The sequence below is a fragment of the Okeania sp. SIO1H4 genome (assembly GCF_010672695.1).
Lineage (GTDB): Bacteria > Cyanobacteriota > Cyanobacteriia > Cyanobacteriales > Microcoleaceae > Okeania > Okeania hirsuta.
Genome location: NZ_JAAHGB010000012.1, coordinates 312,298 through 337,980, shown reverse-complemented (window position 1 = coordinate 337,980; position 25,683 = coordinate 312,298). Strand labels below are relative to the sequence as shown.

The 25,683-nt window shown below is 35.5% G+C and carries 20 protein-coding genes; 10 read left to right on the top strand and 10 right to left on the bottom strand.

Going from position 1 to position 25,683, the window contains the following annotated elements; genetic code table 11:
* Positions 1-168: 168 nt before the first annotated feature.
* Positions 169-795: a TetR/AcrR family transcriptional regulator gene (locus F6K06_RS12245; protein ID WP_124154381.1), complete on the bottom strand. Its 627-nt coding sequence runs from the start codon at positions 793-795 to the stop codon at positions 169-171.
* A gap of 99 nt (positions 796-894) precedes the next feature.
* On the opposite strand from F6K06_RS12245, the gene F6K06_RS12240 reads away from it, so the two are divergent.
* Positions 895-1,053 (top strand): hypothetical protein, encoded by a 159-nt coding sequence (locus F6K06_RS12240; protein ID WP_161564943.1) that lies wholly within the window; start codon positions 895-897, stop codon positions 1,051-1,053.
* Positions 1,054-1,416: 363 nt separating this feature from the next.
* Here the strand turns inward: F6K06_RS12240 and F6K06_RS12235 are convergent, their stop codons facing one another.
* Both F6K06_RS12235 and F6K06_RS12230 read right to left on the bottom strand, forming a co-directional pair.
* Entirely contained in the window at positions 1,417-1,623 is a 207-nt protein-coding gene (locus F6K06_RS12235) for a hypothetical protein (protein ID WP_124154382.1), read from the bottom strand.
* A gap of 147 nt (positions 1,624-1,770) precedes the next feature.
* On the bottom strand, positions 1,771-2,907 hold the full coding sequence (locus F6K06_RS12230) for a saccharopine dehydrogenase family protein (protein WP_287241188.1): 1,137 nt from the start codon (positions 2,905-2,907) through the stop codon (positions 1,771-1,773).
* A 419-nt stretch (positions 2,908-3,326) separates the two neighbouring features.
* On the opposite strand from F6K06_RS12230, the gene F6K06_RS12225 reads away from it, so the two are divergent.
* Complete coding sequence (locus F6K06_RS12225; protein ID WP_287241186.1) at positions 3,327-3,578, top strand: hypothetical protein; 252 nt, start codon at positions 3,327-3,329, stop codon at positions 3,576-3,578.
* A gap of 269 nt (positions 3,579-3,847) precedes the next feature.
* Here the strand turns inward: F6K06_RS12225 and F6K06_RS12220 are convergent, their stop codons facing one another.
* From F6K06_RS12220 to F6K06_RS12210, 3 genes are all read right to left on the bottom strand, one after another.
* On the bottom strand, positions 3,848-4,297 hold the full coding sequence (locus F6K06_RS12220; RefSeq protein ID WP_124144126.1) for a hypothetical protein: 450 nt from the start codon (positions 4,295-4,297) through the stop codon (positions 3,848-3,850).
* A gap of 12 nt (positions 4,298-4,309) precedes the next feature.
* A complete protein-coding gene (locus F6K06_RS12215; RefSeq protein ID WP_124154385.1) occupies positions 4,310-4,777 on the bottom strand; it encodes a class II glutamine amidotransferase in 468 nt (155 codons plus the stop codon).
* A 153-nt stretch (positions 4,778-4,930) separates the two neighbouring features.
* Entirely contained in the window at positions 4,931-5,569 is a 639-nt protein-coding gene (locus F6K06_RS12210) for a class I SAM-dependent methyltransferase (RefSeq protein WP_287241184.1), read from the bottom strand.
* A gap of 186 nt (positions 5,570-5,755) precedes the next feature.
* Between F6K06_RS12210 and hemH the strand changes: the two genes are divergently transcribed.
* Positions 5,756-6,919 (top strand): ferrochelatase, encoded by a 1,164-nt coding sequence (gene hemH / locus F6K06_RS12205; protein ID WP_287241182.1) that lies wholly within the window; start codon positions 5,756-5,758, stop codon positions 6,917-6,919.
* Between the two features lie 530 nt (positions 6,920-7,449).
* Here the strand turns inward: hemH and F6K06_RS12200 are convergent.
* The gene (locus F6K06_RS12200) at positions 7,450-7,992 is read right to left on the bottom strand and encodes a DUF4126 domain-containing protein (protein ID WP_287241180.1); all 543 of its coding nucleotides are present in this window, start codon (positions 7,990-7,992) and stop codon (positions 7,450-7,452) included.
* A 1,045-nt stretch (positions 7,993-9,037) separates the two neighbouring features.
* Here F6K06_RS12200 and F6K06_RS12195 point away from each other — a divergent pair.
* Both F6K06_RS12195 and F6K06_RS12190 read left to right on the top strand, forming a co-directional pair.
* Positions 9,038-10,159 carry a TauD/TfdA family dioxygenase gene (locus tag F6K06_RS12195; RefSeq protein WP_124154388.1) on the top strand — a complete coding sequence of 374 codons (1,122 nt, stop codon included), beginning with the start codon at positions 9,038-9,040 and terminating at the stop codon, positions 10,157-10,159.
* 872 nt (positions 10,160-11,031) lie between these two features.
* A complete protein-coding gene (locus F6K06_RS12190; RefSeq protein WP_124144133.1) occupies positions 11,032-12,318 on the top strand; it encodes a Glu/Leu/Phe/Val dehydrogenase in 1,287 nt (428 codons plus the stop codon).
* Positions 12,319-12,484: 166 nt separating this feature from the next.
* Here the strand turns inward: F6K06_RS12190 and F6K06_RS12185 are convergent, their stop codons facing one another.
* The gene (locus F6K06_RS12185) at positions 12,485-12,676 is read right to left on the bottom strand and encodes a hypothetical protein (protein WP_124144134.1); all 192 of its coding nucleotides are present in this window, start codon (positions 12,674-12,676) and stop codon (positions 12,485-12,487) included.
* Positions 12,677-12,753: 77 nt separating this feature from the next.
* Here F6K06_RS12185 and F6K06_RS12180 point away from each other — a divergent pair, with 77 nt between their 5' ends.
* The 3 genes from F6K06_RS12180 (at position 12,754) to F6K06_RS12170 (ending at position 14,498) form a co-directional block, all read left to right on the top strand.
* A complete protein-coding gene (locus tag F6K06_RS12180; RefSeq protein WP_287309048.1) occupies positions 12,754-12,876 on the top strand; it encodes a hypothetical protein in 123 nt (40 codons plus the stop codon).
* 144 nt (positions 12,877-13,020) lie between these two features.
* Positions 13,021-13,284: a hypothetical protein gene (locus tag F6K06_RS12175; RefSeq protein ID WP_287323244.1), complete on the top strand. Its 264-nt coding sequence runs from the start codon at positions 13,021-13,023 to the stop codon at positions 13,282-13,284.
* A gap of 293 nt (positions 13,285-13,577) precedes the next feature.
* Entirely contained in the window at positions 13,578-14,498 is a 921-nt protein-coding gene (locus tag F6K06_RS12170; RefSeq protein ID WP_287241177.1) for a sulfite exporter TauE/SafE family protein, read from the top strand.
* Between the two features lie 601 nt (positions 14,499-15,099).
* Here the strand turns inward: F6K06_RS12170 and F6K06_RS12165 are convergent.
* Positions 15,100-16,776: an FAD-dependent oxidoreductase gene (locus tag F6K06_RS12165; protein WP_124144136.1), complete on the bottom strand. Its 1,677-nt coding sequence runs from the start codon at positions 16,774-16,776 to the stop codon at positions 15,100-15,102.
* 965 nt (positions 16,777-17,741) lie between these two features.
* Positions 17,742-19,892, bottom strand: a complete 2,151-nt coding sequence (locus F6K06_RS12160; RefSeq protein WP_124144137.1) for a polyribonucleotide nucleotidyltransferase — start codon at positions 19,890-19,892, stop codon at positions 17,742-17,744.
* 861 nt (positions 19,893-20,753) lie between these two features.
* Between F6K06_RS12160 and F6K06_RS12155 the strand changes: the two genes are divergently transcribed.
* Both F6K06_RS12155 and F6K06_RS12150 read left to right on the top strand, forming a co-directional pair.
* The gene (locus tag F6K06_RS12155; RefSeq protein WP_124154391.1) at positions 20,754-23,936 is read left to right on the top strand and encodes a DEAD/DEAH box helicase; all 3,183 of its coding nucleotides are present in this window, start codon (positions 20,754-20,756) and stop codon (positions 23,934-23,936) included.
* Positions 23,937-24,495: 559 nt separating this feature from the next.
* On the top strand, positions 24,496-25,332 hold the full coding sequence (locus tag F6K06_RS12150; protein ID WP_124144139.1) for an SWIM zinc finger family protein: 837 nt from the start codon (positions 24,496-24,498) through the stop codon (positions 25,330-25,332).
* Positions 25,333-25,683 lie beyond the last annotated feature (351 nt).

Sequence of the window (25,683 nt, the reverse complement as noted above, 5' to 3'; positions counted from 1 at the left end):
GGTCGATTGGATATGGCGAGGAGACCTCTCCATCCCATCCTACGGAATGCTCCGCAAACGACCGCTTTTTTTTCCTTAAAAGGGGAGGCTTTAAACCCGAATCATTTAATTATTAATTATTAATTATTAATTATTAATTGTTGAATAACCTAACACCTAAAACCTTCTTCAAATCGTTTTGTTTTTGATTTTAATAGAAATTAAACCTACTAAATTATCAATATAACGCCCAGCTTCCATTGGCATTACTTCCATACCATGGAGTACTTTTTGATTCAGAATAAAGTATACTAAAGAGCCAACAAAAATTCTAGCAGTTGCTTCTGGATCGTCAAGGTTTAATTCTTGATGTTCTTGCAAATATTTTGTCAGAATTTCCACTGCTGGTTTTGCTATTTGAGTTAAAAATAACTTGGATAAATCTGGATATTTTCCTGACTCAGCAATAATTAATCTGACAAATTCTAAATATTCAGTATCGTTGATGTTTTCTGTGAGTAATCTATCAGCTAAATTGCGCAATACTTGTTCCGGTTCTCCTTCAAGTGGTTGTGACCAGACAAAATTAAATTTCTTGGTAGCTATTCGCTTGACTAAAGCTGTGAATAATCCTTCTTTATCTGTGAAATGACTATATAGTGTCTGTTTAGATACCCCTGCTGCTTTAGCTACTTTGTCCATACTGGTACAAGCATAACCATTCTTCAGAAATTCTGGTATTGCTCCTCTTAATATTTGTTCTGCTTTACAGACAGCACCCTGGCCTTGTTTTTTCAACCTCTTGATTTTGGTCATTAGCTTTTTTTCTTTCTGAGTTGACATTATCAAACTTGTAGTTATATATTGTAATTATAATCAAACTATACGGTCTAGTCTAAGTATAGAATTAGTAATATGAGTATAATTTGTATCTCCATATTGGCAACCACAATCATCTTGTCTGACACAATTATTAACGGTAAGCTACAAGTCTCAAAGCGGTTATTCAACTGGATAGAAAAAGTTAGCGATCGCTCTCACAAAGAAGGAAATTTTACTGCTAAGTCAGAATAATTTTGCTAGTAGTATTTGAGTATCAAAATTTTCACTACTAATGGCTAATATTAGTCAGGACTTACACAAATTGACTGTTAAACCACTATCTGTAGGGGCGAATGGCATTCGCCCTCATTGGATTTAGTGTCTGTGCGTAAGTCCTGATTAGTAAAGGAAGATTAATTAGCCATTAGTATGTTTATTGGAAAAAACTTCCCAAAGAGTTTTCTAAAGGTAAAATACAGATATACAATGTCAAGATGAAAAAATTATGTTTGAAAATTCTTCCATAATTAGTACATCTCCTGAAATTATGGGAGGCACTCTTTCAGTTATCAGTTATCAGTTATCAGTTATCAGTTGTCAACATGGAGTATAAGATTATAAACTAAGGAGTTGTCTTGCCTTATTTTTATAATCTTCTGGACATTTATCTAACAATTTTTGCTTAATACGATCGCTAAGATTTTTTACCTCAACCCACTCTTCGTTATTCAATGACCATTGGTTTCGATCATAAAACCTTTTAACTTGTCCGTCTTCATAAAGAGTATAGTCATCATCAAGCATTGAGTTTCCTAGGTACACAGTGCAAATTTCTTTGATTTCTGACATAAATTTCATCTTTGAGCTTAGTAAATTATGCGAGGAAGTCTTACTTTTTTAAACATTATGGAGAATTATACACTTATTTAAAGTAATAAAACCCTCAACATTAATTATACCGAAATAGCCCTAACTTTTCAGTTGATAAACCACAGATTTCTTACCACATATTTTCACAAAACCACGATTCTTCATTACTTGTTCAAATAATTCAGTAGACAAACTATTTTCCACAGACCAAACACCTGGTTTATTCAACTTTCCAGACAATATTAATTCGGCAATACCACCAGCACCAATGCCCGTAACAGTTGCAGTATCTTTATGTATAATTGACGAGCAAAAATTAGCTTTTTTCCCTGACTTTTTACCAATAACTTTCGCTTGAATTGCTACACCAGTACCACTATATTTATCTGTAACTTGAGTCATTTTATAACTAACTTGAGATAAAAATTCTACTACCCCTGAATTCTTTAACCAACTAACAGGAAATAAATGAGCAGTCATCCAAGTCAGATGATTATAAAAGTCTGGAAAAGAACCAAACTTTGTAGTTACAGTTTTCACGGGAAAAGAGGTCGGCAAAGTCAAACATTCTGGCAGATCAAACCAGTAAACTCCAATTTTTCCGTAGGGTTTGGGGAAATCAATAACTTGGCGATCGCTATAAGGTTTAACAAATTCCCACTTGTTATTTTTCCACACCTCAAAAGGATTTTGTAAACCTAAAAAAGTAGTCCGCATAACTGTTACTCCCGCTCCACCGGAACCACCTACAACATAACTTAAATGTATTTCTTCTGGTTCATCAAATTGTTCTACAGATTTACGAGCTAAACTATTAGAAATTCCAGGAAAAATCCCTGTATTAATAATTGCAGTAACACCAGCTTGTTTGGCAGCTTCAGAATATTCTAAAGCTTTACGAGTAAATCCTCGATAGTCGCTAATATCTACATAATTAATACCTGCATCAATGCAATTTTTCAGAACATTAGTATCGCGATGATGAAACGGACCAGCACAGTGAATAACTAAATTTTCTGAGGATTTACTATAAGAATGAATAGTATTTCTTACTCTTTCTTTATTTGCTAAATCTAAAGTTAAATATTTAACTCCAGGAATAAGAATTTCTTTGATATTGGCTTCTTGTTTACGTCCGGTAATCGTAATTTCCGAGTTGGCATAAGTAGTTAAATCTCTGGCAACACTACTACCAATTCTGCCATATCCACCGATGATTAAAACTTGGTTGGTCATCTTTAGTTAATTGATGTTTAATTTCATCAAAAGTATCCAAATTTTTGAGCAATCTAATATGATTTCCGGAGTGGTCATATCTCAGCAATCAGCAGTCAGCAAGATTATTTTTTAACGTGCGAGAATCAGATTCTTAAACAAGAATATCCTGAAAAAAGTGTGAGTTTTGTTTCCTTCCCTACTTTCTTTTTTTTTGCCATTCTTAAAGGTAGCGGGAAAAAGAAGCACTAACAATAAATTTTGTTTTCTTTGCCCACTCTAGATTATTAAATACCTTTAACAGGGATTGATAATAGCTGTATAACACACCCTCAACAAATCCATTTTAATTATCAAAAACAAATGTTGTAAGATTTTGGTAATTTTGAATATAATCAAAATTTACTTAAATTTAATAAATCTAATTTTAACAGTTAATTATGTTTCGTTTATTTGGTACGGCAATTGGTATTTTTGTTGTTGGTATCTCCACCTATTGGGGAGCATTAGATTTTATGCGGTTAACTGACGCTAATCAACAACTTGCACAATCTGCTTTTGAATTGTCAGATAGAGAATTTCAGTATTTATTGAGTAGAGAAAAAACTCACCGGATTAATGTTGGTTTTGAAGGAACTTGGATATTGATGGGGATAGGAATTATTTTGCTGAGTAATCAAAATCCAAGATAACTAAGTTTAAAAGTAACAATTGTCCTTAATTAAGTCAATCTGAAAAAAAGCCAACTTGAGCGAAGCAAGTTTGCGTACTCCACCCAAGTATTATAGTAATCGAAGTAAAGGTTAGGATATTACTAAATGTTGGGGCTCAGTCATATATTACTTTTGCCTTTTGACTGTCTTGAGTGTGTCTGATATTCTAAGGAAACCTCAGAATTACGCACTCGATGCATGACTTTTGACTTGCGCGTAGCGCTATACCATTCTATTAAACTTAATTTTCAATCAATATCAAAAGGTTTAATCTCAACTTTTGGTTTTCCCCCGTTATGATTGAAAAAGCAAAGATTTTGAAAGGGAATCATTGACCAATTTCCGATTTCTTCTGTCAATGGTTCAGATGAAATAATTACCGAACTAATATCTTCATTTCCATTACTAGAAGGTTCCATTTGATATCCTTCATAATTACCAAATTTTTTCCCTTTCAATGACCAAACTGGACCTTTTAACCGAGACAAAGAAAATTCTTTTGTTCCTCTAGGATATTCTTTTAAATCTTCCCAGTTTCTTTCCACATTTAGTTGTCGATTATAGCCAATTCCAACATTAGCTACAAGTACATCATTACTATCTACTAAAAACAGTTTGAGAGTACTTAGTCCCGTACAATTATGTTGAGTTTGAACATCAAGAATAACTTTAATTGTTTTCTTAATAGCTTCAATCATCTCATCAACTTTTCAATCTTTAGTTGGTTCATCTAACTGAGACATTAGCAGTGCATAAACAACCTCAGAATCTGTGCTACCTTCTACATATTTGACAATCTCTGGTTTACACCTATTTAATAAATCTAGACGAATTTCCTTGAATCCATTTACCCCACCATTATGAGCCATAGCTAACCGAAATCCTGGAAAAATAAAAGGATGGCAATTATTTTCATTAACAACAGCTTCATAATTAAGGCTATCATAGCCACTAGCACGAATATGACACAGAAGGACATTTGTTTCGTGACGCTCACATAGGGAGCCTAAATTGCGGTCATAAAATGGAGGTTTGATACCCTTATAAATAAAAGGATAATCTTCACTAAGAGTCCCTTTACTCCAGGTAGCTAAACCAAAGCCAGCTAATTGAATCATATCATGATCTTCTGGATCGAAGCTTTGATTCACTATAGAATTATCAGGTCTCAGAAGCAATTGATAAATTTGTAGTGGTTCACCAATATATGCTAAAACTCTACACAGATTTTTTCCTGTGGGTAATTATTAATTATTCGGTCAACTTTAAACATAATTATCAAATTATCATATAACTCACAGGTTAAACAGATTTTTAAGCAACTTTATTTTTTATTTTTTAACTTGAACTATCTGAAGACTACCACCAGCATATAAAAGGGGTTTAGGTGAGTCAGTATCAACTAAATAAAACCCTACTTCTTGTAATAATTCCAAGATATTTGTATTAATAAAATCCCAAGAAGTTTCAGTTTCAAATAACCATAAAAAAATGGCAAACCCAGGCCAAAAAAGAATATTTACCGGACGATGAAAGTCAACAAAAGTAAAAATACCTCCTGGTTTAAGAATGCGGTAAACTTCTTGAATAATTTGCCGTAATTGTTCAGAATTCATTTCATGTAGAGCAGCGCTCGTATGTACTAAATCAAATTGATTATTTGAGAATGGCATATCCTCAGCAAATGCCTCAATATATTTAGCCGATGGTATATTTTTTTTCGCTCTATTAATTGATAGTGGAGAAGCATCTAATCCTGTAACATTTTGGGAATATTCAACCAGAAAATTAGTTGCTTGACCACTACCACAACAAAGGTCAAGTACCTGAGTATTTTGCTCAATAGTTAAACCTTGTAAAGCTAGTTGACGAAACTTAGTTTCTCCACCAACACTAATAGCTGCCAAACGAGAAATACCGTCATATAACCATTGATATTTGTAGCTCCAGTCTCTGAAAATTGTTGCCATAAGATTAATAAGTCAAAAGTCAAAAGTCAAAAGTCAAAAGTGTATAAATTTTATTTATAGTTAATCGCTCAATTGGAATAGATTTGGGGTAGTAGTTGACTCTTTATTCCTTGGAAAATATACTTAAGAAAATATTAATATGTTAAATTTAGTAACAAATATTAAAATTGGAGCCTGATTAATATTATGAGTCGTGTTGGAGTTTTATTACTTAATTTAGGCGGGCCAGAACAACTAGAAGATGTCCGTCCCTTTCTTTTTAATTTATTTTCTGACCCAGAAATTATTCGTCTCCCCTTTCCTTGGTTGCAAAAACCTTTAGCATGGTTTATTTCCACCATGCGTTTTCAAAAGTCTCAGGACAATTATAAAGAAATTGGCGGTGGTTCTCCATTAAGATCGATTACCGAACAGCAAGGTTTGGCGATCGAAAAACAGTTAGAAGAAAAAGGATTAACAGCTCAAACTTATATAGGAATGCGTTACTGGCATCCTTTTACAGAAGAAGCTCTCGCTAGAATTAAGCGTGACCAAATAGAAAAGTTAGTAATTCTGCCACTTTATCCTCAATATTCTATCAGTACTAGCGGTTCTAGCTTTAGATTACTTGATCAACTCTGGCAAAAAGACCCAGAATTACAGAACACTGAATATACTGTTATTCCCTCTTGGTATCAACGACCAGGATATATTCAGGCCATGGCAGAATTAATTGCTCAAGAATTAGATAACTGTCCCAACTCAGAGCAAGTCCATATCTTTTTCAGTGCTCATGGTGTACCAGTTAGCTACGTTGAAGAAGCAGGAGACCCTTATCAGGCAGAAATTGAAGACTGTGTAGATAAGATTATGAAGGCTTTGAATCGTTCTAACTCTCATACCTTAGCTTATCAGAGTCGGGTAGGTCCGGTGGAATGGTTAAAACCTTACACTGAAGAGGCTATTCAAGAATTGGCCAGTGATGGGGTTAAAGATTTATTAGTAGTTCCCATTAGCTTTGTTTCCGAACATATTGAAACTCTGCAAGAAATTGATATGGAATATCGTGAGGTGGCAGAAGAAGCTGGAATTAGTAATTTTTACCGAGTGCCTGCTCTCAATACCCATCCAGTATTTATCAATGATTTAGCAGATTTAGTTGTTGAAGCTCTGGATGCTCCTACTCGTCTTTTTTCCGATGCTATCCAGATGAAAAAAATTATCAAAATGTATCCCCAAGAAAAATGGCAATGGGGTTTGACTACCACCGCAGAAGTATGGAATGGACGGTTAGCAATGCTTGGGTTTATGGCTTTGTTGTTGGAATTAATTACTGGTTATGGCCCATTACACTTGGCTGGCTTACTTTAGAATAGGGACATTTGGCATCTAGCGATGCCCCTTCTAAAATTAATCTATACAGCTATCAGCTATCAGCTAGAGTCAAAACATTACAGTGAAGAGTTTTGAAGTTTCTTACTTGTCCTAATCTTCATGGGTAGTGCTATATCCTTAAACCCACATTTTGTAACATGAAAATTAGTATAAAATCCTTAGCTTGTTTAAGTATTTATACTATATAAATTATCTTCATTTACCTCGATCAGGAGTCAAATTCTCAGTGAAATATTAAGCATAAATACTTACTTAATCGTTGATTTCTATTGACCACTATAATTTACTTCTAACTTCTAACTTTTGACTTTTGACTTTTGACTTTTGACTTATTACTTTATCTACCTCGATCAGGAGTCAAATTCCCAGTGAAATATTAAGCATAAATACTTACTTAATTGTTGACTTGATCGCGGCAGCTATGATTTTCTTCTAAATTCTGTCTCCTGTCTCTTGTCTCCTGACTCCTTCTTCTATGCTACATTTTGTCGTGCGGAACGTAGGTTCTAAAGTCCTTTATAACACCGATACCAATCCTGATAGCTACGAATTGCTAGCCACAACAATAGTAAGGCAATTAATCCTCCTTGTTGTGGTGCGTCAAAGGCAAAAATTACCAGGCAAATACACAGAACATCTTGCACTAACAGCATCCAGAGAGGCAAACCACGCCATCGATAAAACCATCCGACCTGAACAAGTTGCAGCACTAAGGCAAGTAAACCACCAACTACTCCCATCACGATCGTTAACCAGTCTTCTAAATGAGTGGCCTTGGCGATCGCCATACTCATAATTGCTCCTACTATTGGACTGAATAAAAGTTGAATTAAATTTAGAATGCGTTGGCCTAACAGCCGTTTTGAGGCAAATATTTCAAATAAAGACCAACTAACTAAAACTCCCACTAATATTTGTGGGGAAATATTGGACAGCAGAGGTACTTTCGACCATAAATCATTTTGCCATAAACCGATTAACAGTAACGGTAAGGCTATTCTGATACCTGCTGCTGCTGATGCAGACAAAGCTGCTAGGACTTCTACCATAAACGACAACACAGAGTATTACTACTATTACTATCTATTTTAGTATTTAGTTGCTGATGTCCGGGAGGAATCTCTAGACTCAGGTATTTCACCCCTTTAAAGTAATATTTAAGGATAATTTTTCTGATATTTTTGACTGATAGATAATAGACATCTCCTCCGAAAGAGGGAGTAGGGAGTAGGGAGTAGGGGGAAAGAATCCATAGTCTCTGTGGGATAATTGATTTGATTTTTTATTCTTGGAGATGTCTAATATAGGGCTTGCTGATTAAATATCAAAGCATTGACTGATATTGGTTTTAGGCTTTTTATGTCTTGAAAAAGTATGAGCTTTTCAGTTGCTCAGGTTCATGCTTATGAGCATTTTCGGGAAGCAAAAGCCGAAAAATCACTCTTAATATTATTTTGGCCACTTACTCTGTAATTCCCATTTCTTCTACGTCCTAACTACTCCCTACTCCCTTTTTCCCCTCCTGGGAGGGGGAGGGGCGAGGGGTGGGTCTCTACTCCCTACCTCAGCAAAAAGACTTTACTCCGCAAACCCTAATTATAGATATCCGCGCAGGATTTTGGAAAAAAAACTGAAGTAACAGAAATTGATGAACTGATCGCTTATATCATGTCCGGATAAGAGCGTGATCAAAAAAACTTTCTCCTCTTTGATTCTTTCTTTTTCTTTCTTCCCTCCTGACTAGGTCCTCCCGACTCCTCAGTCGTTTATTTATAAGTATTCAACCGGACATGATGTTATCTGGGAAAAAAAATAAAAAGTGGCGATCAATAATGGTCAACCATTTTCAACCAGGAATTATCGGATGGGTTACGGCGAGACCGTTGAGGAAAAACTTTTAAGCAATTATGGTCTCGTATTCCAGGTGGGAAATGCTTTTTTTTTCTGTTATTGAATACCAGCAATTAGATTTATTCTATCAGCCTATGTAGCCAAAATTAATATAAATTTTCGTCTAAGAATGTCAAAAACTTAATAAAATTTAATTTAATTTGTATTCCTTAGTTTTGAGCTACCAAAAAGTAGGAGTTTTGAATGAACAGTACAACAATTTTAAATGAAAGTTTTATTAAAGTCAGAGGCAAAGGTTTCCACTATATCTGGTTGCGTGATAATTGCTTGAATCCTCAGTCTCGTAATCCAGATACTTTTCGGAGAATTTATGATTATACTGAGAATCCACAACCAAAGCCATTATATGTGGAATTAAATGAAGAAGAATTGATTATTGATTGGGATGAAAAGCCTTCTCATCGCAGTATATATCCTATTTCCTGGCTGATGAAATATGCCTACGACCCAGATCCAAAGCAAATCTGTAACGAACCAAAACTTGTATTATGGGATCGATTTTGGTTCGATAAGCATCCTATAGAGCGACACGACATTCATTCATGTCCACAATCACTGTGGATGGACGAACTTTGTGCCTTGGGATTTACGTTACTCAGTAATATGAGTATTGAGGAAATGGAATCTTTTCTCACAAAATCTATTGGACCAATCAATGCTACATTTGAGATAGTGAGTGATGTTAAACCTACTCCAGATGCTAAAGATTTGGGCGATTTAATGACAGGTCCAGAGGTATTGCCTCACAATGCTCATAACTATAAATTGAGCAAGTTCTTGATGCCGTTTTTCTATTGCGTCGAACATAATGCTAAAGGTGGCGAATCAATACTGGTTGATAGTTTTCGGGTTTGTGAAGACTTTCGTCAAAAATATCCTGAATACTTCAAAATTTTGAGCGACACTCCGATTGTTTTTCATAAATTTGACCCCCAGAATAATTATTACTTTTCTGATACTGCTCCGATTATTCAATTAGATACACAAGGTAATATATATCGCATCTGCTTTAACGAAAAAAACTGCGAACGAACTATCCCATTTGAGAAGACAGAAAGTTTTTATGAAGCTTACTCAATCTTCTATCACTATATGAAAAATCCAGCATATCAGTACCGCTTCCGTCTCAATAATGGGGACTGTTTGCTAATACATAATGTGAGGGTAATGCATGGACGGACAACATTCGATCCTAGATCGGGAATTAGACATCTGAAAGCAGGATTTGTGGATTGGGACTACTTTACAGCGCGACGTAACTTCTATCAAAGCAAGCATTTTTACTTACAGCAGTTTTCTAGTTGATGAGGTACAAAGTTTTATTGCTCTAGGGAACAGGGAATAGGAAATATAAGAATAGTCCTATAAGTAGGGCTTGCTGATTAATTCTAAAAGTATTGACAGATAAAGGTTGTAGCGTTTTAGAGTTGAAAAAAGTACCAGCTTTTCGGCAGAAAAAGCTCAAAAAGCTAGTATCTTAGGATGATTATGGCAGGCAGAAAAATTGAGAGACAATTCTTACTCCTACCTCTTCTAAATTCCCATTTCTCCTGTCTCCTGTCTCCTGTCTCCTGTCTCCTACCCCAGCAAAAAGACTTTCCATACGCAAACCCTAAGTGTACCTCACTATCCTCAAAAGTGCTGTAAGTTAATAGAAATCTTCAGAAAAGAGGGAGTAGGGAGTAGGGGGAAATAATTGATAATTGCTGTGCCATAATTGATATTAAATCCGGTAGCATCAGTGTTATTCAGTACTTAAAGATAAGAGTCCATATTGTAGGGGCAAATGGCATTCTCCCTTAACCACTATATGACGACAATAGAACTATATTACTCCGAAGCCAACGGATTTGATATGATTTTATTTTTTGGCGTTGGTGAAAAGAGGTATGATATCTGTCCGGATAAGAGCGCTATAGAACGACCTTCCGCTTACCTGACCAAAAAACTTTCTCCTTATACTCGGGATTTCTTCTTCTTTCTTCCCTCCTGAGGAGGTCCGACTGAATTCCCCTCCTGGGAGGGGCAGGGGTGGGTTGACTCCTAAGTAATTAAGATTAATATCATACACGCGCTTCAGCAACGCCGTTATTCTTTATTTTTCTTAATCATTACAGTGAATCAAGAGATTTATGATCTAAATACCAACATAATTTTATTCATCAAAATAGGTATTTATGTCAGATTCTTTATTTGCTGATGCTAGTCTCAGGTTAGAAAAAGCATTAAAATATGTCTCTCTTTCTGAAGATACAAAAGAGCGTCTCAAACATCCAAAAGCTAGTTTAATAGTTTCAATTCCTGTCCGAATGGATGATGGTTCATTACGAGTTTTTCAAGGTTATCGAGTTCGTTATGATGATACTAGAGGACCGACAAAAGGTGGTATTCGTTATCATCCAAATGTTTCTATTGATGAGGTAAAATCTTTAGCTTTTTGGATGACTTTTAAATGTGCAGTTGTGAGTTTACCTTTTGGTGGAGCGAAGGGTGGAATTACTGTTAACCCGAAAGAGTTATCTCGGATGGAATTAGAACGTTTGAGTCGTGGATATATTGATGCGATCGCTGATTTTATCGGTCCAGATGTGGATATTCCGGCACCTGATATGTACACTAACCCAATGATTATGGGTTGGATGATGGATGAGTATAGTATTATTCGCAGACAATTAATTCCGGCAGTTATTACAGGTAAACCTGTTACTATTGGTGGTAGTTTGGGCAGAAATACGGCAACATCAATGGGTGCTTTTTTTACTATTGAAACTATCATGTCCAAGTTTGGATATATTCCGGAAAAAACTACAGTTGCAGTACAAGGTTTTGGTAATGTAGGAGCATTTTTGGCAGAGTTACTTTGTCAAGCTGGTTATAAGGTAGTTGCTGTTAGTGATTCTCAGGGTGGTATTTATTATTCAAAGGGTTTAGATATTCCTAGTATTCGACAATATAAGGAGTCTAATAAAGGTATTCAAGCTGTTTACTGTAAAGGCAGTGTTTGTAATATTGTTGAGCATCAAATTTTGACTAATAAAGAACTTTTAGCTTTAGATGTTGATATATTAATTCCTGCTGCTTTGGAGAATCAAATTACTGAGGAAAGTGTCAAAGATATTAAAGCAAAATTTATCTTTGAAGCTGCAAATGGTCCGACTACTTCTGCTGCAGATATAATTTTAGAAGACCGTGGAATTTATGTATTTCCTGATATTTTAGTTAATGCTGGTGGAGTGACTGTAAGTTATTTTGAGTGGGTACAAAATCGCAGTGGTTTGTATTGGACTTTGGATGAGATTCATCAACGCTTGAAAGAAAAAATGTTGGCAGAAACAGAGCAAATTTGGCAAATATCTCAAGAGTTGTCTGTTTCGATGCGAACTGCTGCTTATGTGCATGGGTTAAATAGATTGGGAGAGGCAATAAATGCTAAAGGAACTAGGGCATATTATATGAAGGATTAATGTATACCGAGAGTTTTAGACCATTCTTTGAAAATCATCATTATTAAAGAATTAAGAGTGGGAACTTTACAATCTATTATTCGTAATTCAGGTTTACCTCATTCCTTGTTTGAGGTTGATGAATGAAGAAGCGATCGCCCCTGGCAGCTATAAAGTTACCCACTTATCAACAGATATCACGAAGATGTTTGGCAAATTGTCTGAGAATACTTACTGCTAAAAATTCTGGAGATTCTAGCTTTTCATTTATGCGGTTGTCATCTTTATCAGTCTTTTTCCCCGTAATTATTTCGCCTTCCCCTTCTTTAAAGTCTAAAAACTTAAAAGGTTTTCCTCTTTGCGATCTTCTCCACCGCAACAATTCTTCAGTAATATAAGGACTTTTTATTCTTTCAGGAATGGCAAGATGATATGTAATGCCAGTTTAATAAATGTTTGCTACGAAAGTTAGGCTATTTCTTAGGAGTCAACCCACCCCTCGCCCCTCCCCCTCCGGTGGAGGGTGACTCAGTCGGACCTAATCATATCAAATCCGGTAGCATCGGTGTAATTAGATAGTTAATCTAGGAGGACCGAGTCAACCCACCCCTCGCCCCTCCCCCTCCGGTGGAGGGGAAGGACCTCCTCAGGAGGGAAGAGAATGCGCGAAACATTTGCTCTTGGATGAAGATGAAAATTTTTTTTATACCGATGCTACCGGATTTGATATCACACGGGAATTGCTTCAATACCAGTTTTAACGGTCGTAAATTCTCTTTTTCTCTTGGTGCGCTACCAGGTGCGACTAGCGTCGTCGAGGGGTCGCACCGCTCTCTTGGTCGATGGTCGACAGCGAGGTTCCCTCGCCATCCCACCCTACGGGAAGCTCCAAAGATCGACCGCTTTGTCAAAGGTACATTTCCTGCAAAATCTTTTGATCGCACTTATTATTCAAACACATTATTTTTTCACGCTTGGTATAATTAAAGGCGATTTTTTTTCTCTATATTTGAGTTCAAATACTATATTTCTTTGAGTATTTCTAGTTTGTAGTTCTCGAAATTTACCTCTTTTTTCCCAAGCTTTTCTCAGCCCATCTGGGGATAATATTCATCAGGATTGAATATCTGTTATAGTTATAGAATTTCTCAGATATCTATTTTGGCAATAAATTTTGAGCAAGAAGAAAGAATTAGGATACAATGACTGGAGTTTTCTAAAAAGAACTTATTTAGATAACTTAGATTGCCTACTATAAAAAATTGAAAATTTTAAATAAAATGACTTTTATAGAATTATTTATTCTGGCTGTTTCTGGATTATTTGCTGGTGTATTGGCTGGATTTTTAGGTATTGGTGGTGGTACTATTCTCGTACCTTTATTAGTGACATTAGGATATGAACCTATACAAGCAGTTGCTACTAGCACTTTATCAATTATAATTACGGCTACTTCTGGTAGTATTCAAAACTGGAAAATGGGATATTTAAGTATTAGTCGAGTGCTAGGAATAGGGTTTCCGGCTTTGATTACTGCTCAGTTGGGGGTATATTTTGCCAATTTATTTGCTTCTCGTTGGTTGTTATTTGCTTTTGGATTATTTCTAGCTTTGAATATCTATTTAGTGGAGTTTCGTAAACAAATAACAATGAAGAAAAAGAAAGACGAAGAATTACAAAATAATCAGCAGGAAAATCTTAAATTCAAAGCAGAAAATACTAATAATCAAGATTTTATAGTGGAATTTTTTTTGCCATTTACTCCCCATCCTTTACCATTAATGTTTGAGAAAATAGTCAAAGAAATAAATTATCAATTTCCAGATAAATATATCAAGGTTATTGCTAGAGTTATTACTGGTAGTTTAGCTGGATTATTAGCAGGTGTATTTGGTGTGGGAGGTGGTGTAATTATAGTACCTTTGCAAATATTATTATTAGGTGAAAGTATTAAGGTAGCTATTCAAACTAGCTTAGGAGTGATTGTAATTACAGCTTTTTCTGCTTGTATAGGTCATGGGATTAGAGGTAATGTTTTATGGGAACCTGGAGCATTATTAGGATTTGGTGGTTTATTAGGTGTTCAATTTAGTACGAGATTTCTGCCTAAATTACCAGACAAAGTTATCAGTTTAGCTTTTCGTGGATTATTAGCAATTCTATCAATTTATATTTTTGGGCAAGCTATTATGAAAGATTAGGGTTTGCGTATGGAAAGTCTTTTTGCTGGGGTAGGAGACAACCCACCCCTCGCCCCTCCCCCTCCCAGGAGGGGATAAATGGGAATTTAGAGGAGGTAGGAGTAAGAATTGTCCCTTGATTTTTCTGCCCAACTCTTGCCTAAAATACTAACTTTTTGAGCCTTTTAGACTGAAAACCATGCACTTTTTTCGACCCCAAAAAGGCTAAAGTCTTTATATGTCAATGCTTTTAGATTTAATCAGCAAGCCCTAATTAGATTTTATAGCAGAAGGAAGAAGGAAGAAAGAAGAAGGAAAAACCTTGCTTTGTTTGAGTTTTAAGCTTTTTATCTGTCCTAACCTTTGCTTCGACTACTATATATGAAATACCAAAAATAATGCTATGCTTATTGATGACTTTATTATATTAAATAATAAGTTAAATTCGGTAATGCGAGTGAAGAATTATAGCTATGAACTTACAGGAGATTCGGTCGTATATGAAGTCAAATATTAGTGTTTAAATCTCTGTAGTGCGGGCATATTGCCCGCTAGTACTGTACCTAACTGAGATGAAATTTTCTATAAGATATATTACCCCCTACTCCCTATTCCCTTTAGGTTATTTTACATGACTATAATCTCTACTTCCAGTTCGATTTTCACCTCTTAATTTTGTCTTTTTACCAGTTAATTGTTCTAATTTTTCCCGAACTTCAGCAGAAGTGATTTGATTTAAGGGTATACCTTTTTGATTTGCCATAGCTGCTGCTACTCCTATTGCTTGTCCTTGATAAATACTCATAGTTTGAATTCTTGCTACTGCTACAGCAATTCCTATATATCCAGATGAGCGTCCGACAACTGCTAAATTATTCACATTTTTAGCTAAAGCACTTTCAATTCCAAAGTTATATATCGGTAGAGGTAAATAATTAATACCTAAACCTTTAACACCACCCCTAAAATCAAATTCATAAGAAAAAGTACCAATAGAATTTTCTGCTGAAGTACCCCCTTGAAGAATTTCTTTTCCTGTCAATGGATCAACAACATCCGTAATATTTAAACTATGTCTAATATAAACTTCAGAAGGTAAAATTACTTTGACATCTTTCCCTGACATTTTTCTCAACCAAGCTTCAAGTTCCTGCATCTCTGTAATCATGTCTTGAGTTGGTTGAAAGTTATTATTTTCTATTTCTCTCACTTTTTGACTGTTATATTTAAACAAAAATCCATTCAAAGATAATTCCCGTTGACCCACACGACAAATATTCAGCTTATCAAATAAAAATACTGATGATAAATCTAGATTAAAAGAGTGTTTTCTATGAATATGATAAGCCCCTGCTAAAGCAATACTTCTGTTAATATAGCCATCTTTATATGTTTTAATTATTGGCAATCTAAATTTTTTTAGGGTAAATTTAGCATCTGTTGGTGCTTGGTCTGCTTGAATTTTTGTCTTAATTTTTGCCATTTTTTGACGGTTAAACAGTATTTTTGATTCTATTTTTTTGAATTCGTAAATACTTAAACCAGTCACTGTGGGAACAATAGAAGTTGCGATAGTTTCATCCCATAGTTGTGGGTTTTGTGATGCAAATCCTAAATAGTAAGGTACACCAGCTTTTCTTGCTAGTTCTGCATCTTGAGTGCTGTCTATAAAAGCAGCAGCTTTGACTCTAATATTTGTGTCGTCGATCTGTACAAATTTAATTTTTCTATTCTCGACATAAGGTGTAAGAGAAGCATTAGAAATAACTACAATTCCCGCCGCTTCTAACATTTCTTTCATTGCTTTTGTTGCTTTGTCTGGAGCAACACAAGCTTCGACAACTTTTGCTTTTTTCAAAAAGTTAAGAAAGCACTGAGAATATGGTCGATATTGCCAATCTGGTGTTTTATCATAGTCAAGATAAGCTAATCCACTTCGTGTGAGTAAACCACCTAGAGCTGCATTTTCAGAATTGGAACGTATTAGTACAACTTTACCTGTCTTTCCTAATGTTTTTTTAGCCGAAATAGCAGCACATATTCCTTGAAGTTCATCTCCATAAATTACGATGTCGAAGTTTTTATAAGTTGCTAGTGGAGGTTTTGGTAGTTTAGATACTGAAGGGGAAGGAGCTGCAGTAGTAAGTGAATTATTGCTAGTATTTGCTGTTGTTAATTTCTGCCAAAATGTAGAGATAAAATTATTACTAACTTGAGGTAAGTATTGAGCAGTGCTTAATGGAATTAATGATAGAAGTGCTGTAATTAAAATTAATTTTTTGGGGAAATTAGAAGACATAATATTTTGAGTATTTAGAGAAAATAATACTTTTCAATATTGATTGACAAATTTTTATTTGTCAGGTGGGCAAATTTTATCAAAATTACTATTTTCATAAATAAATATGGAATCTTTGTGTAAGTTTTTGTCCGTTTTTCTACCCGACTGCTAATTTCTTTTTGGAGCTGATTAACAATTTCATTAACTGCTGTTTGGCTATGAACTAATGACAACCATCCTAGTATGCTAATAAAAGCGCATATTTGTCATACTACTGGTAAGGTCTGAACCAAACGTAATGGCAGTTGTTTTTTAATTCTGGGGTGAAATAGTTTCTTAAATTTTGCCATGATCTCTTTTTTCTTCAGATATTATAGCGCTGTGCGCAGGCAACAGCTCATCTGGCAACCCACCCCTAACCCCTCCCAGGAGGGGAATAAATTGCCGATAATATAAGACTTTTAGCTATCATCGTTATTTATAAGTATTCAACCGAACATGAGAACAGTGGTTATAAATAAATATAAAACTTTAAGAGGTAGATTTCAGGTAAAGTGAAATACTTTTTAATCAAAATTTCCTGTTTTCTGTTCCCTCTTATAAGCATTTTATATTTAATTTTACCAACCTACTTACCAAGTCAAAAGTGTGCCAGTTAATGGGATATTTCCAAAGAAAAACTTAAATTTTCTATCGGCACAATGACAACAGAATGATTATTACCCATTTCTGAGGTTTTACTTTTGACTTGTAACTATCCTTAACTAGCTATTAGCTTTTAGCATTCAGTTAGCCTCTTGCAGAGGAACTGCCTCTTTTCCTACGGAATGCTGCGTAAACAGAGGATCTTTCCTATCGGAATGCTGCGCAAACGCTAATGTTAACAGCTTTTTGCAGCTCTGGGTTTAAATCCTCATTTCCATTCCGGAATGCTCCGCAAACGCACACATTTACTGCTGACTTCTGATTGCTAATTTAAGAACTCATTGCATTGCATTTAGTTTAGCAGCAGCAGCTTCATCTGGATGAATATTCAAACGAGTTAAATTCACCCGACCCTTAGCATCAATTTCTCGTACCTTAACAATTACTTCATCTCCAACTGCTAACTCATCTTCAACTTTACCAACACGATAATCTGCAATTTGAGATATATGAACCATTCCTTCCTTTCCTGGAAACACTTCCACAAAAGCACCAATAGGAATAATTCGAGTCACACGACCAACATAAACATCCCCAGCATTCAGTTTCTTGGTCATACCTTGGATAATATTGCAAGCTTGTTTCGCCTTTTCGCCATCAGTCGCTGCAATAGTCACTGTGCCATCATCATCAATATCAATTTTGACACCCGTTTCCTCAGTAATACCCTTAATAGTTTTACCACCAGGTCCAATCACTAAACCAATCATGTCTGGACTAATCTTAAATGTTAATAGTCGTGGTGCATAAGGTGACATATCTGGACGAGCTCGATCGATAGTACTAAGCATTTTCTCCAAAATATGTAACCGTGCAGGTTTAGCTTGATGAATTGCATCAGAAATCACTGTTAGAGGTAAACCTGTAATTTTCATATCCATCTGCAAAGCTGTGATACCACTATCAGTACCAGCAACTTTGAAGTCCATATCACCCAAGAAGTCTTCTATACCTTGAATATCTGTGAGGATACGAACTTCATCATCTTCTTTAATTAAACCCATAGCTGCTCCACTCACAGGTTTCGTAATGGGAACACCAGCATCCATTAAACCCAAGGTGGAAGCACAAACGGAACCCATAGAAGTTGAACCATTTGAAGAAAGCACTTCTGAAACCACTCGAATAACATAGGGAAAAATCTCTGCTGTTGGTATGACTGGGTTCAATGCACGTTCAGCTAGAGCACCGTGACCTATTTCACGACGACCAGGCGATCGTAATGGTTTAGTTTCCCCTACAGAAAAAGGAGGGAAATTATAGTGGTGCAGATAACGTTTTTCGTCCTGTGGATGTAAGTCGTCTGCTAATTCTTGAGCATCACCAGGTGTTCCCAGAGTTACAGCAGACATTACTTGAGTCAAACCTCGATTAAATAGAGAGCTACCGTGGACTCGTGGTGGCAAAACTCCTACCCGACAAGAAACAGGACGGACTTCATCCAATTTACGACCGTCAACCCGGATACCTTCATCAATAATTTGTTTACGCATCAGTTTTTTGGTGACACCCTTAAAGACATTCCCTAATGCCATACTATCTGATTCAATGAATACCTTTACAGGTTCCTCTTCAGGTAGTTCAGCGATCGCTTCTGCAATAGACTCTTTAATTGCATCAAGTTTTTCATCGCGCTGATTTTTATCCAAATCGTATTCAGATAATACCTGTTTGATCGACTCTGTTGCTTTGTCTTTGATATAATCTTCTAAAGTGGGGTCTACTTCCGGAGGTTCCGATTCAACAAGTTCAATACCCATTTCAGCAATAATTTCTCGTTGAGCTTGAATGAGGTCACAAACTGCTTCATAACCAAAATCAATTGCCTCAATAATATCTTGTTCCGGTAACTGATTTGCCCCTGCTTCTACCATAATCACCCCTTGAGGAGACCCAGCGACAACCAAATCTAAATCGCCATTTTTGACTTCACGGTAAGTTGGATTGATAATAAAATCGTCTCCTACCAAACCTACCCGCACTGCTGCCATTGGGCCATAAAATGGTAATTGAGCTAGTAATACTGCCACAGAAGCACCCGTCACAGCTAGCACATCTGGTGGCACCTCTTCATCCATGGACAAAGTTGTGGCCACAATTTGAATATCATTACGCAACCAGCTTGGAAATAAAGGGCGTAGCGGCCTATCAATCAAACGACCAGTAAGTGTCACCTTTTCTGGTGGGCGACCTTCCCTACGCAAAAAACCACCTGGAATTTTACCACCAGCGTAGAGTCTTTCTTCGTAGTCCACCAAAAGAGGTAGGAAATCTATTCCTTCTCTACCTTTGGAGGTGGTGGCCGTCACTAACACTGCTGTGTCTCCTGACTCTATCATCACGGCACCACCAGCTTGAGGCGCAAATAAACCAACTTTTAGTCTAATATCCCGTCCATCAAAGGATATGGATTTGTCTATCTCTTCCATCCAGTTTTTTTTCCTTCTCTAATCATATTATTCTTTCGCTTCTGTGGAAATCGTAACATTGTTAATGGGGCAATTGTAAGGAAGAAGGAAGAAGGAAGAAGGAAGAAGGAAGAAGTTAAGAAGGAAGAAGTTAAGAAGTAAGAGGGAATAAGTAAGAAGGAAGAAGGGTTTAGTTATCTACCAGAGTCAAGAAAAATCTGGCATTGTCTAAGTTTTAAGCTTTTGATATATCTGCGTCCTTTCCTTTACACATCTCCAAAAATTAAAAAAAAATTAAAAATAAAATGGAAGAAGCAGCAAGGGGTTTAGTTATCTACCACAGAAGGAACAATCTGGTATTTCCCTATTTTCTAGAGATGTCTATTAATTTCTACTACCTCTCGTAGAATTTTGATGAACAGAAACCGCTATAATACTTTTATTTTATAACCTTCTATATTCAATTACGGAGGCTGCATCCAGTTATTTTAACTAGGATGCCATTTTTGATTTCTATAGTTAAGGAACGAGTTGGTTAGGACTTATGTTGATGATGAATCGGATACAGAGAAAAGCTTTTGCCACGATTCACTATTCCCTGCTATAAAGTTTGATTATTCAACAATTTTTATTAGAAAATATTAGTAATCAAAATATAACCTTAAGCATTCAGCCGTCAGCTATTAGCTATCAGCTATTAATTTTGAGGGAAGGTAAAATAATTGAGAAATTGAAGCAGAATAAAAATTACTGTTACAGTCTCCTTCCTAAACCTTAGAAGTAATAATTCATTACTAATTGCTGATAGCTGACTGCTAATAGCTGTTTGCGCGGCATTCCGCAGGAAATGCTTACATATAACCTTTTTGATAGATATTTAATATGGCGATTTTACATGGTTTTTGGTTTGCTCAGTCTGAACAAGATAGTTATTTCTTTATTTGGGGAGAAACTTGGCGCAGAATTACAGAAGAGGATGCTGGTGAAACAGGAAAAATTACTAATAATCCTTATGCAATAAATGTAAATGAACTGTTAAATGTATGTCAGGATAAAATTAATTTATCTTTAAAAAACCAGAAAATCACAACAAACCAAACTTTAGCTATTCCCACAAAATCATTAGAATCTAGCCAAAAACTATACCCACTTCATTCTGCCAGTAATTTCTCAGAAACCACAGAAAAGTTATATCTTTATCCCTGGCAAATAGAAGGAATTTGCCTAAACCCTATACAAACAATAGAATTTTTACGCTCTTTTCCTCTGGGCAACATCACGGAATCTTTCATTGGGGCAGATTTAAGGTTTTGGTCTCATGTTGCAAGATGGAATCTTGACTTATTAGCAAGATGTAAATTTTTACCAACTATTGAACAACAATCAAATGAACAAATTTTTGCTATTTGGCAACCCTTACTTGATAGTGCTACAGACCAAAATCGACTGAAAAATTTTACTCTACAAATGCCTCTTGTTTGTCGCACATATCAACTAGATTGGCAGTCGCCTATTTCCTTAGAAAATCTACAAATAATCCCCCAAAATAACACTTCAAAATTACCAAACCTCAGAGCAAGTCAAGAACTACTCCAAGATTTCTTGCAAAAAACAATAGACACACAAATTAGACAAATATCATCCGAAATATCTCAAACAGAAATTTCCTCATTAAATCCGGTAATTAAACAATGGTTAAAATCCTTATTAGCCAAATCAGCTTTAAAATTACCTGCCACTAAAGAAACACAGCAAATTAGCAAAATACTTGAGAATTGGCAATCTCCCCTACAACAATATCAAACTACAGAAAATCAATTTATTACCTGTTTTCATCTTCATTCACCATCCAACAATTCCAAAGATTGGATTCTAGAATATTGTCTTCAGGCAATAGACGATCCAGAATTTTTAGTCGATGCCAAGACAATTTGGAAAAATCCTGTAGCAAGTTTCAACTATCAAGGAAGAACAATTAAATTTCCTCAAGAAACACTGCTGAGTGGTTTAGGTTTAGCATCAAGAATTTATCCAACTATTGAACCTAGTTTACAACAAGCAACTCCCCAAAGTTGCCAATTCACTCCACACCAAGCTTATGAATTTATTAAAAGTGGGAGTTGGCGGTTTACAGACAGTGGTTTAGGAGTGATTTTACCACCTAGTTTAGCTAATAGAGAAGGATGGGCTTCCCGCTTAGGTCTAAGTATTCGTGCCCAAGCTCCAAAAATTAAAAAAACTGAAAGACTAGGCTTAAAAAGTCTCCTCAATTTTCAGTGGGAATTGTCCATTGGAGGTCAGAAATTAACCAAAGCCGAATTTAATAGATTAGTTGCAAAAGATAGTCCCTTAGTAGAAATTAACGGCGAGTGGGTCGAACTACAACCCCAAGATGTGCGGGCAGCCCAAAATTTCTTTGCTAGTCGTCAAGACGAAATGGCCTTATCTTTAGAAGACGCTTTGCGATTGGCCACAGGAGACACTCAAGTTATGGAAAAGTTACCCGTCGTTAATTTTGAAGCTGGCGGTCAACTCCAAGAACTTCTGGACACTTTAACAAATAATCGTTCCTTAGAGGAAATTCCGACTCCAAAGAATTTTCGGGGCGAACTACGGCCTTATCAAGCACGGGGCGTAAGTTGGTTAACATTTTTGGAACGTTGGGGTTTGGGTGCTTGTTTGGCAGATGATATGGGTCTCGGTAAGACTATCCAAACAATAGCATTTCTTCTCAATCAACAAGAACAAGAATTACTAGAAGCACCCACATTATTAGTATGCCCAACTTCAGTATTAGGGAACTGGGAACGGGAAGTTAAAAAATTCGGACCAACCTTAAAAGTAATAGTACATCATGGTGATAAACGTGCCAAAGGTAAAGAGTTTCTCAAAGTAATTAAAGACAAACATTTAGCAATAACCAGTTACGCTTTATTGTATCGAGATGAAAAAACATTACAGACAATAAAATGGCAAGCAGTAATAGTTGATGAAGCTCAAAATATCAAAAATCCAGAGGCAAAACAATCTCAAGCTGTGAGAAAATTAGAAGCATCCTTTAGAATTGGTTTAACAGGAACTCCCGTAGAAAATCGCCTTTCAGAATTATGGTCAATTTTAGATTTTTTGAATCCTGGATATTTAGGAAAAAAACAATTTTTCCAACGTCGCTTTGCTATTCCTATTGAAAAGTATGGGGATACAAATTCATTACAAACTTTGCGTTCTCTGGTTCAACCATTTATTCTACGTCGGCTCAAAACTGATAAAGATATTATTCAAGACTTGCCAGAAAAACAAGAAAATACTATCTTTTGCCCACTAGCAAATGAGCAAGCAAAACTTTATCAAGACATAGTTGAAACTTCCTTAGCAGAAATTGAAGCTGCTGATGGGATTCAGCGGAAAGGTAAAGTTTTAGCCCTATTAGTAAAACTCAAACAACTTTGTAATCATCCCGTACTTCTGCAGATTAAAAAAGGTAGTAGGAAAAAAGTAGAAATTAGCCATAAAAACTCAGGAAAGCTACAACGTTTATCTGCCATGTTAGAAGAAATAATTTCAGAAACAGAAAGAGCTATTATTTTTACTCAATTTGCCGAATGGGGAAAAGTTTTACAACCTTATTTGCAAGAAAAATTAGGTAGAGAAGTATCATTTTTATATGGAGCAACTCGCAAAAATCAAAGAGAAGAAATGGTAGACAGATTCCAACAAGACCCTCAAGGTCCACCAGTAATGATTCTTTCTTTAAAAGCGGGAGGTACTGGTTTAAATTTAACTCGTGCTAATCATGTTTTTCACTTTGATAGATGGTGGAATCCAGCAGTAGAAAATCAGGCTACAGACCGGGTATTTAGAATTGGTCAAACCCGGAATGTTCAGGTACATAAATTTGTCTGTACTGGAACTTTAGAAGAAAAAATACACGACTTAATTGAAAGTAAAAAAGAACTAGCAGAACAAGTAGTAGGTGCAGGAGAACAATGGTTAACTGAACTAGATACAGACCAGTTGAGAAACTTATTAATACTTGATAGAAATAAAGTAATTGAAGAAGAGTAAATTTGAGTTATTGAAAAATCAGGAGTCAGGAGTCAGGAGTCAGGAGTCAGGAGTCAGGAGAAAGAAAAGTGCTTTTCGGTCTTCAATAATTAATAATTAATAATTAATAATTAGGGTTTGCTGAAAAAGTCTTTTAGTAAGGGAAGACCCACCCCTAACCCCTCCCAGGAGGGGAGGGGAAGACAGGATAAATGGGAATGAGCGAGAAGGTAGGAGTAAGAATGGTCCCAAAATTTTTCTGCCCAACTATAAGCCTAAAATACGCTCCTTTTTGAGCATTAAGAGCTGAAAACCAGGTACTTTTTTCGACCCCAAAAAGGCACTTGTCTTTATCTGTCAATACTTTTCCTAATTAATAATTACCTCTCCTTAACTTAAAACTCAGACAACGCAAGATTTTTCCTTTTTACTTCTTACTTCCTCATCAAATTTGAGACTTAATTTCTTCCTTCTTCCTTCTTCCTTCTTCCTTCCTACTTACTCATCAAATTGGAGACTTAATTTCTTCCTTCTTCCTTCTTCCTTCTTACTTCTTCCTTCTTCCTTCTTAATAAAAAAAATGACTAACTATAACAACTCACAAAACGACAAAGAATGGTGGACTCAACAATGGATAGACTTGTTAAATTCTTATCGGTTTAAAAAACGATTAGAACGGGCAAGAAATTATGCCAGACAAGGAAACGTTCTGAGTCTAGAATTTAAAGACAAAGAAATTATTTCCCAAGTTCAAGGGACAGCTCCAGAACCTTATAAACAATCATTATGGTTAGATACTTTTAGTGATGAAGACTGGAATTATGTCATTGAAACAATGTCACAAAGAGCAATTTTTACTGCCAAATTATTAGCAGGAGAAATGCCTCAAAATATAGAAGAAGTTTTTGCTACTAATGGTTTAAGACTATTTCCATTTACCTTAGATGATATCCATGCTAAATGTGACTGCCCTGACAAAGCTAGAGTTTGTAAACATATTGCAGCAGTTTATTATATCTTAGGCGATCGCTTTAGTGAAGATCCATTTTTATTATTTCAATTACGCGGTCGTACCAAAGAACAAATATTAGAAGTTCTCCGGCAAAAACGCGGTCAAAGTGAAGAAGAAAATTCCACAATTAAAGAAAAAATTACAACAGAAAAAAACCAAAAAGCTCTAACTTCAGCAAATAAAGAATATGTAAATTTTGAGGATTTTTGGAAATACGATCGACAGCTAGATTCTTCCCTAGTAGTGATTACACCACCCCCAAGTAATGAGACAGTTTTAGATGTTTTAGGACCTCTTCCTTTGGGTACATCTGCTGATATTATTAAGGATAATTTTAAGAAGGTTTATCAAAATATTAGTCATCACGCAGTAATAACAGCCTTAAACCAGGGAGAAGATGGGTAAAAAAATCTACAATATGTTTAGATTAGAGTGAATATAAGCTAGCATTTACAAATGATGAAATATGAACAAATGATCGTGAATAGTCGAAGGTAATAAGATAGTTTTTGCTAAAATAAAAAAATAAAAATTATAGTTTGATAACTAAGAAGAAAACTCTGTATAGCAATGCTAAAAGTCTAAATATATTAATTACTATCCCTAAATAATTAGCAGTTCCCTTTTTTTCTAAATCATTCTATACAAACTTAATTGTAAGTTCGTTTTTCTATTAATTATCGACAATGAAAAAAAACTATATGTTATAATAAGATATAGTAGCTAAAAATAGCAATAGCTATATAACTTGAGTTT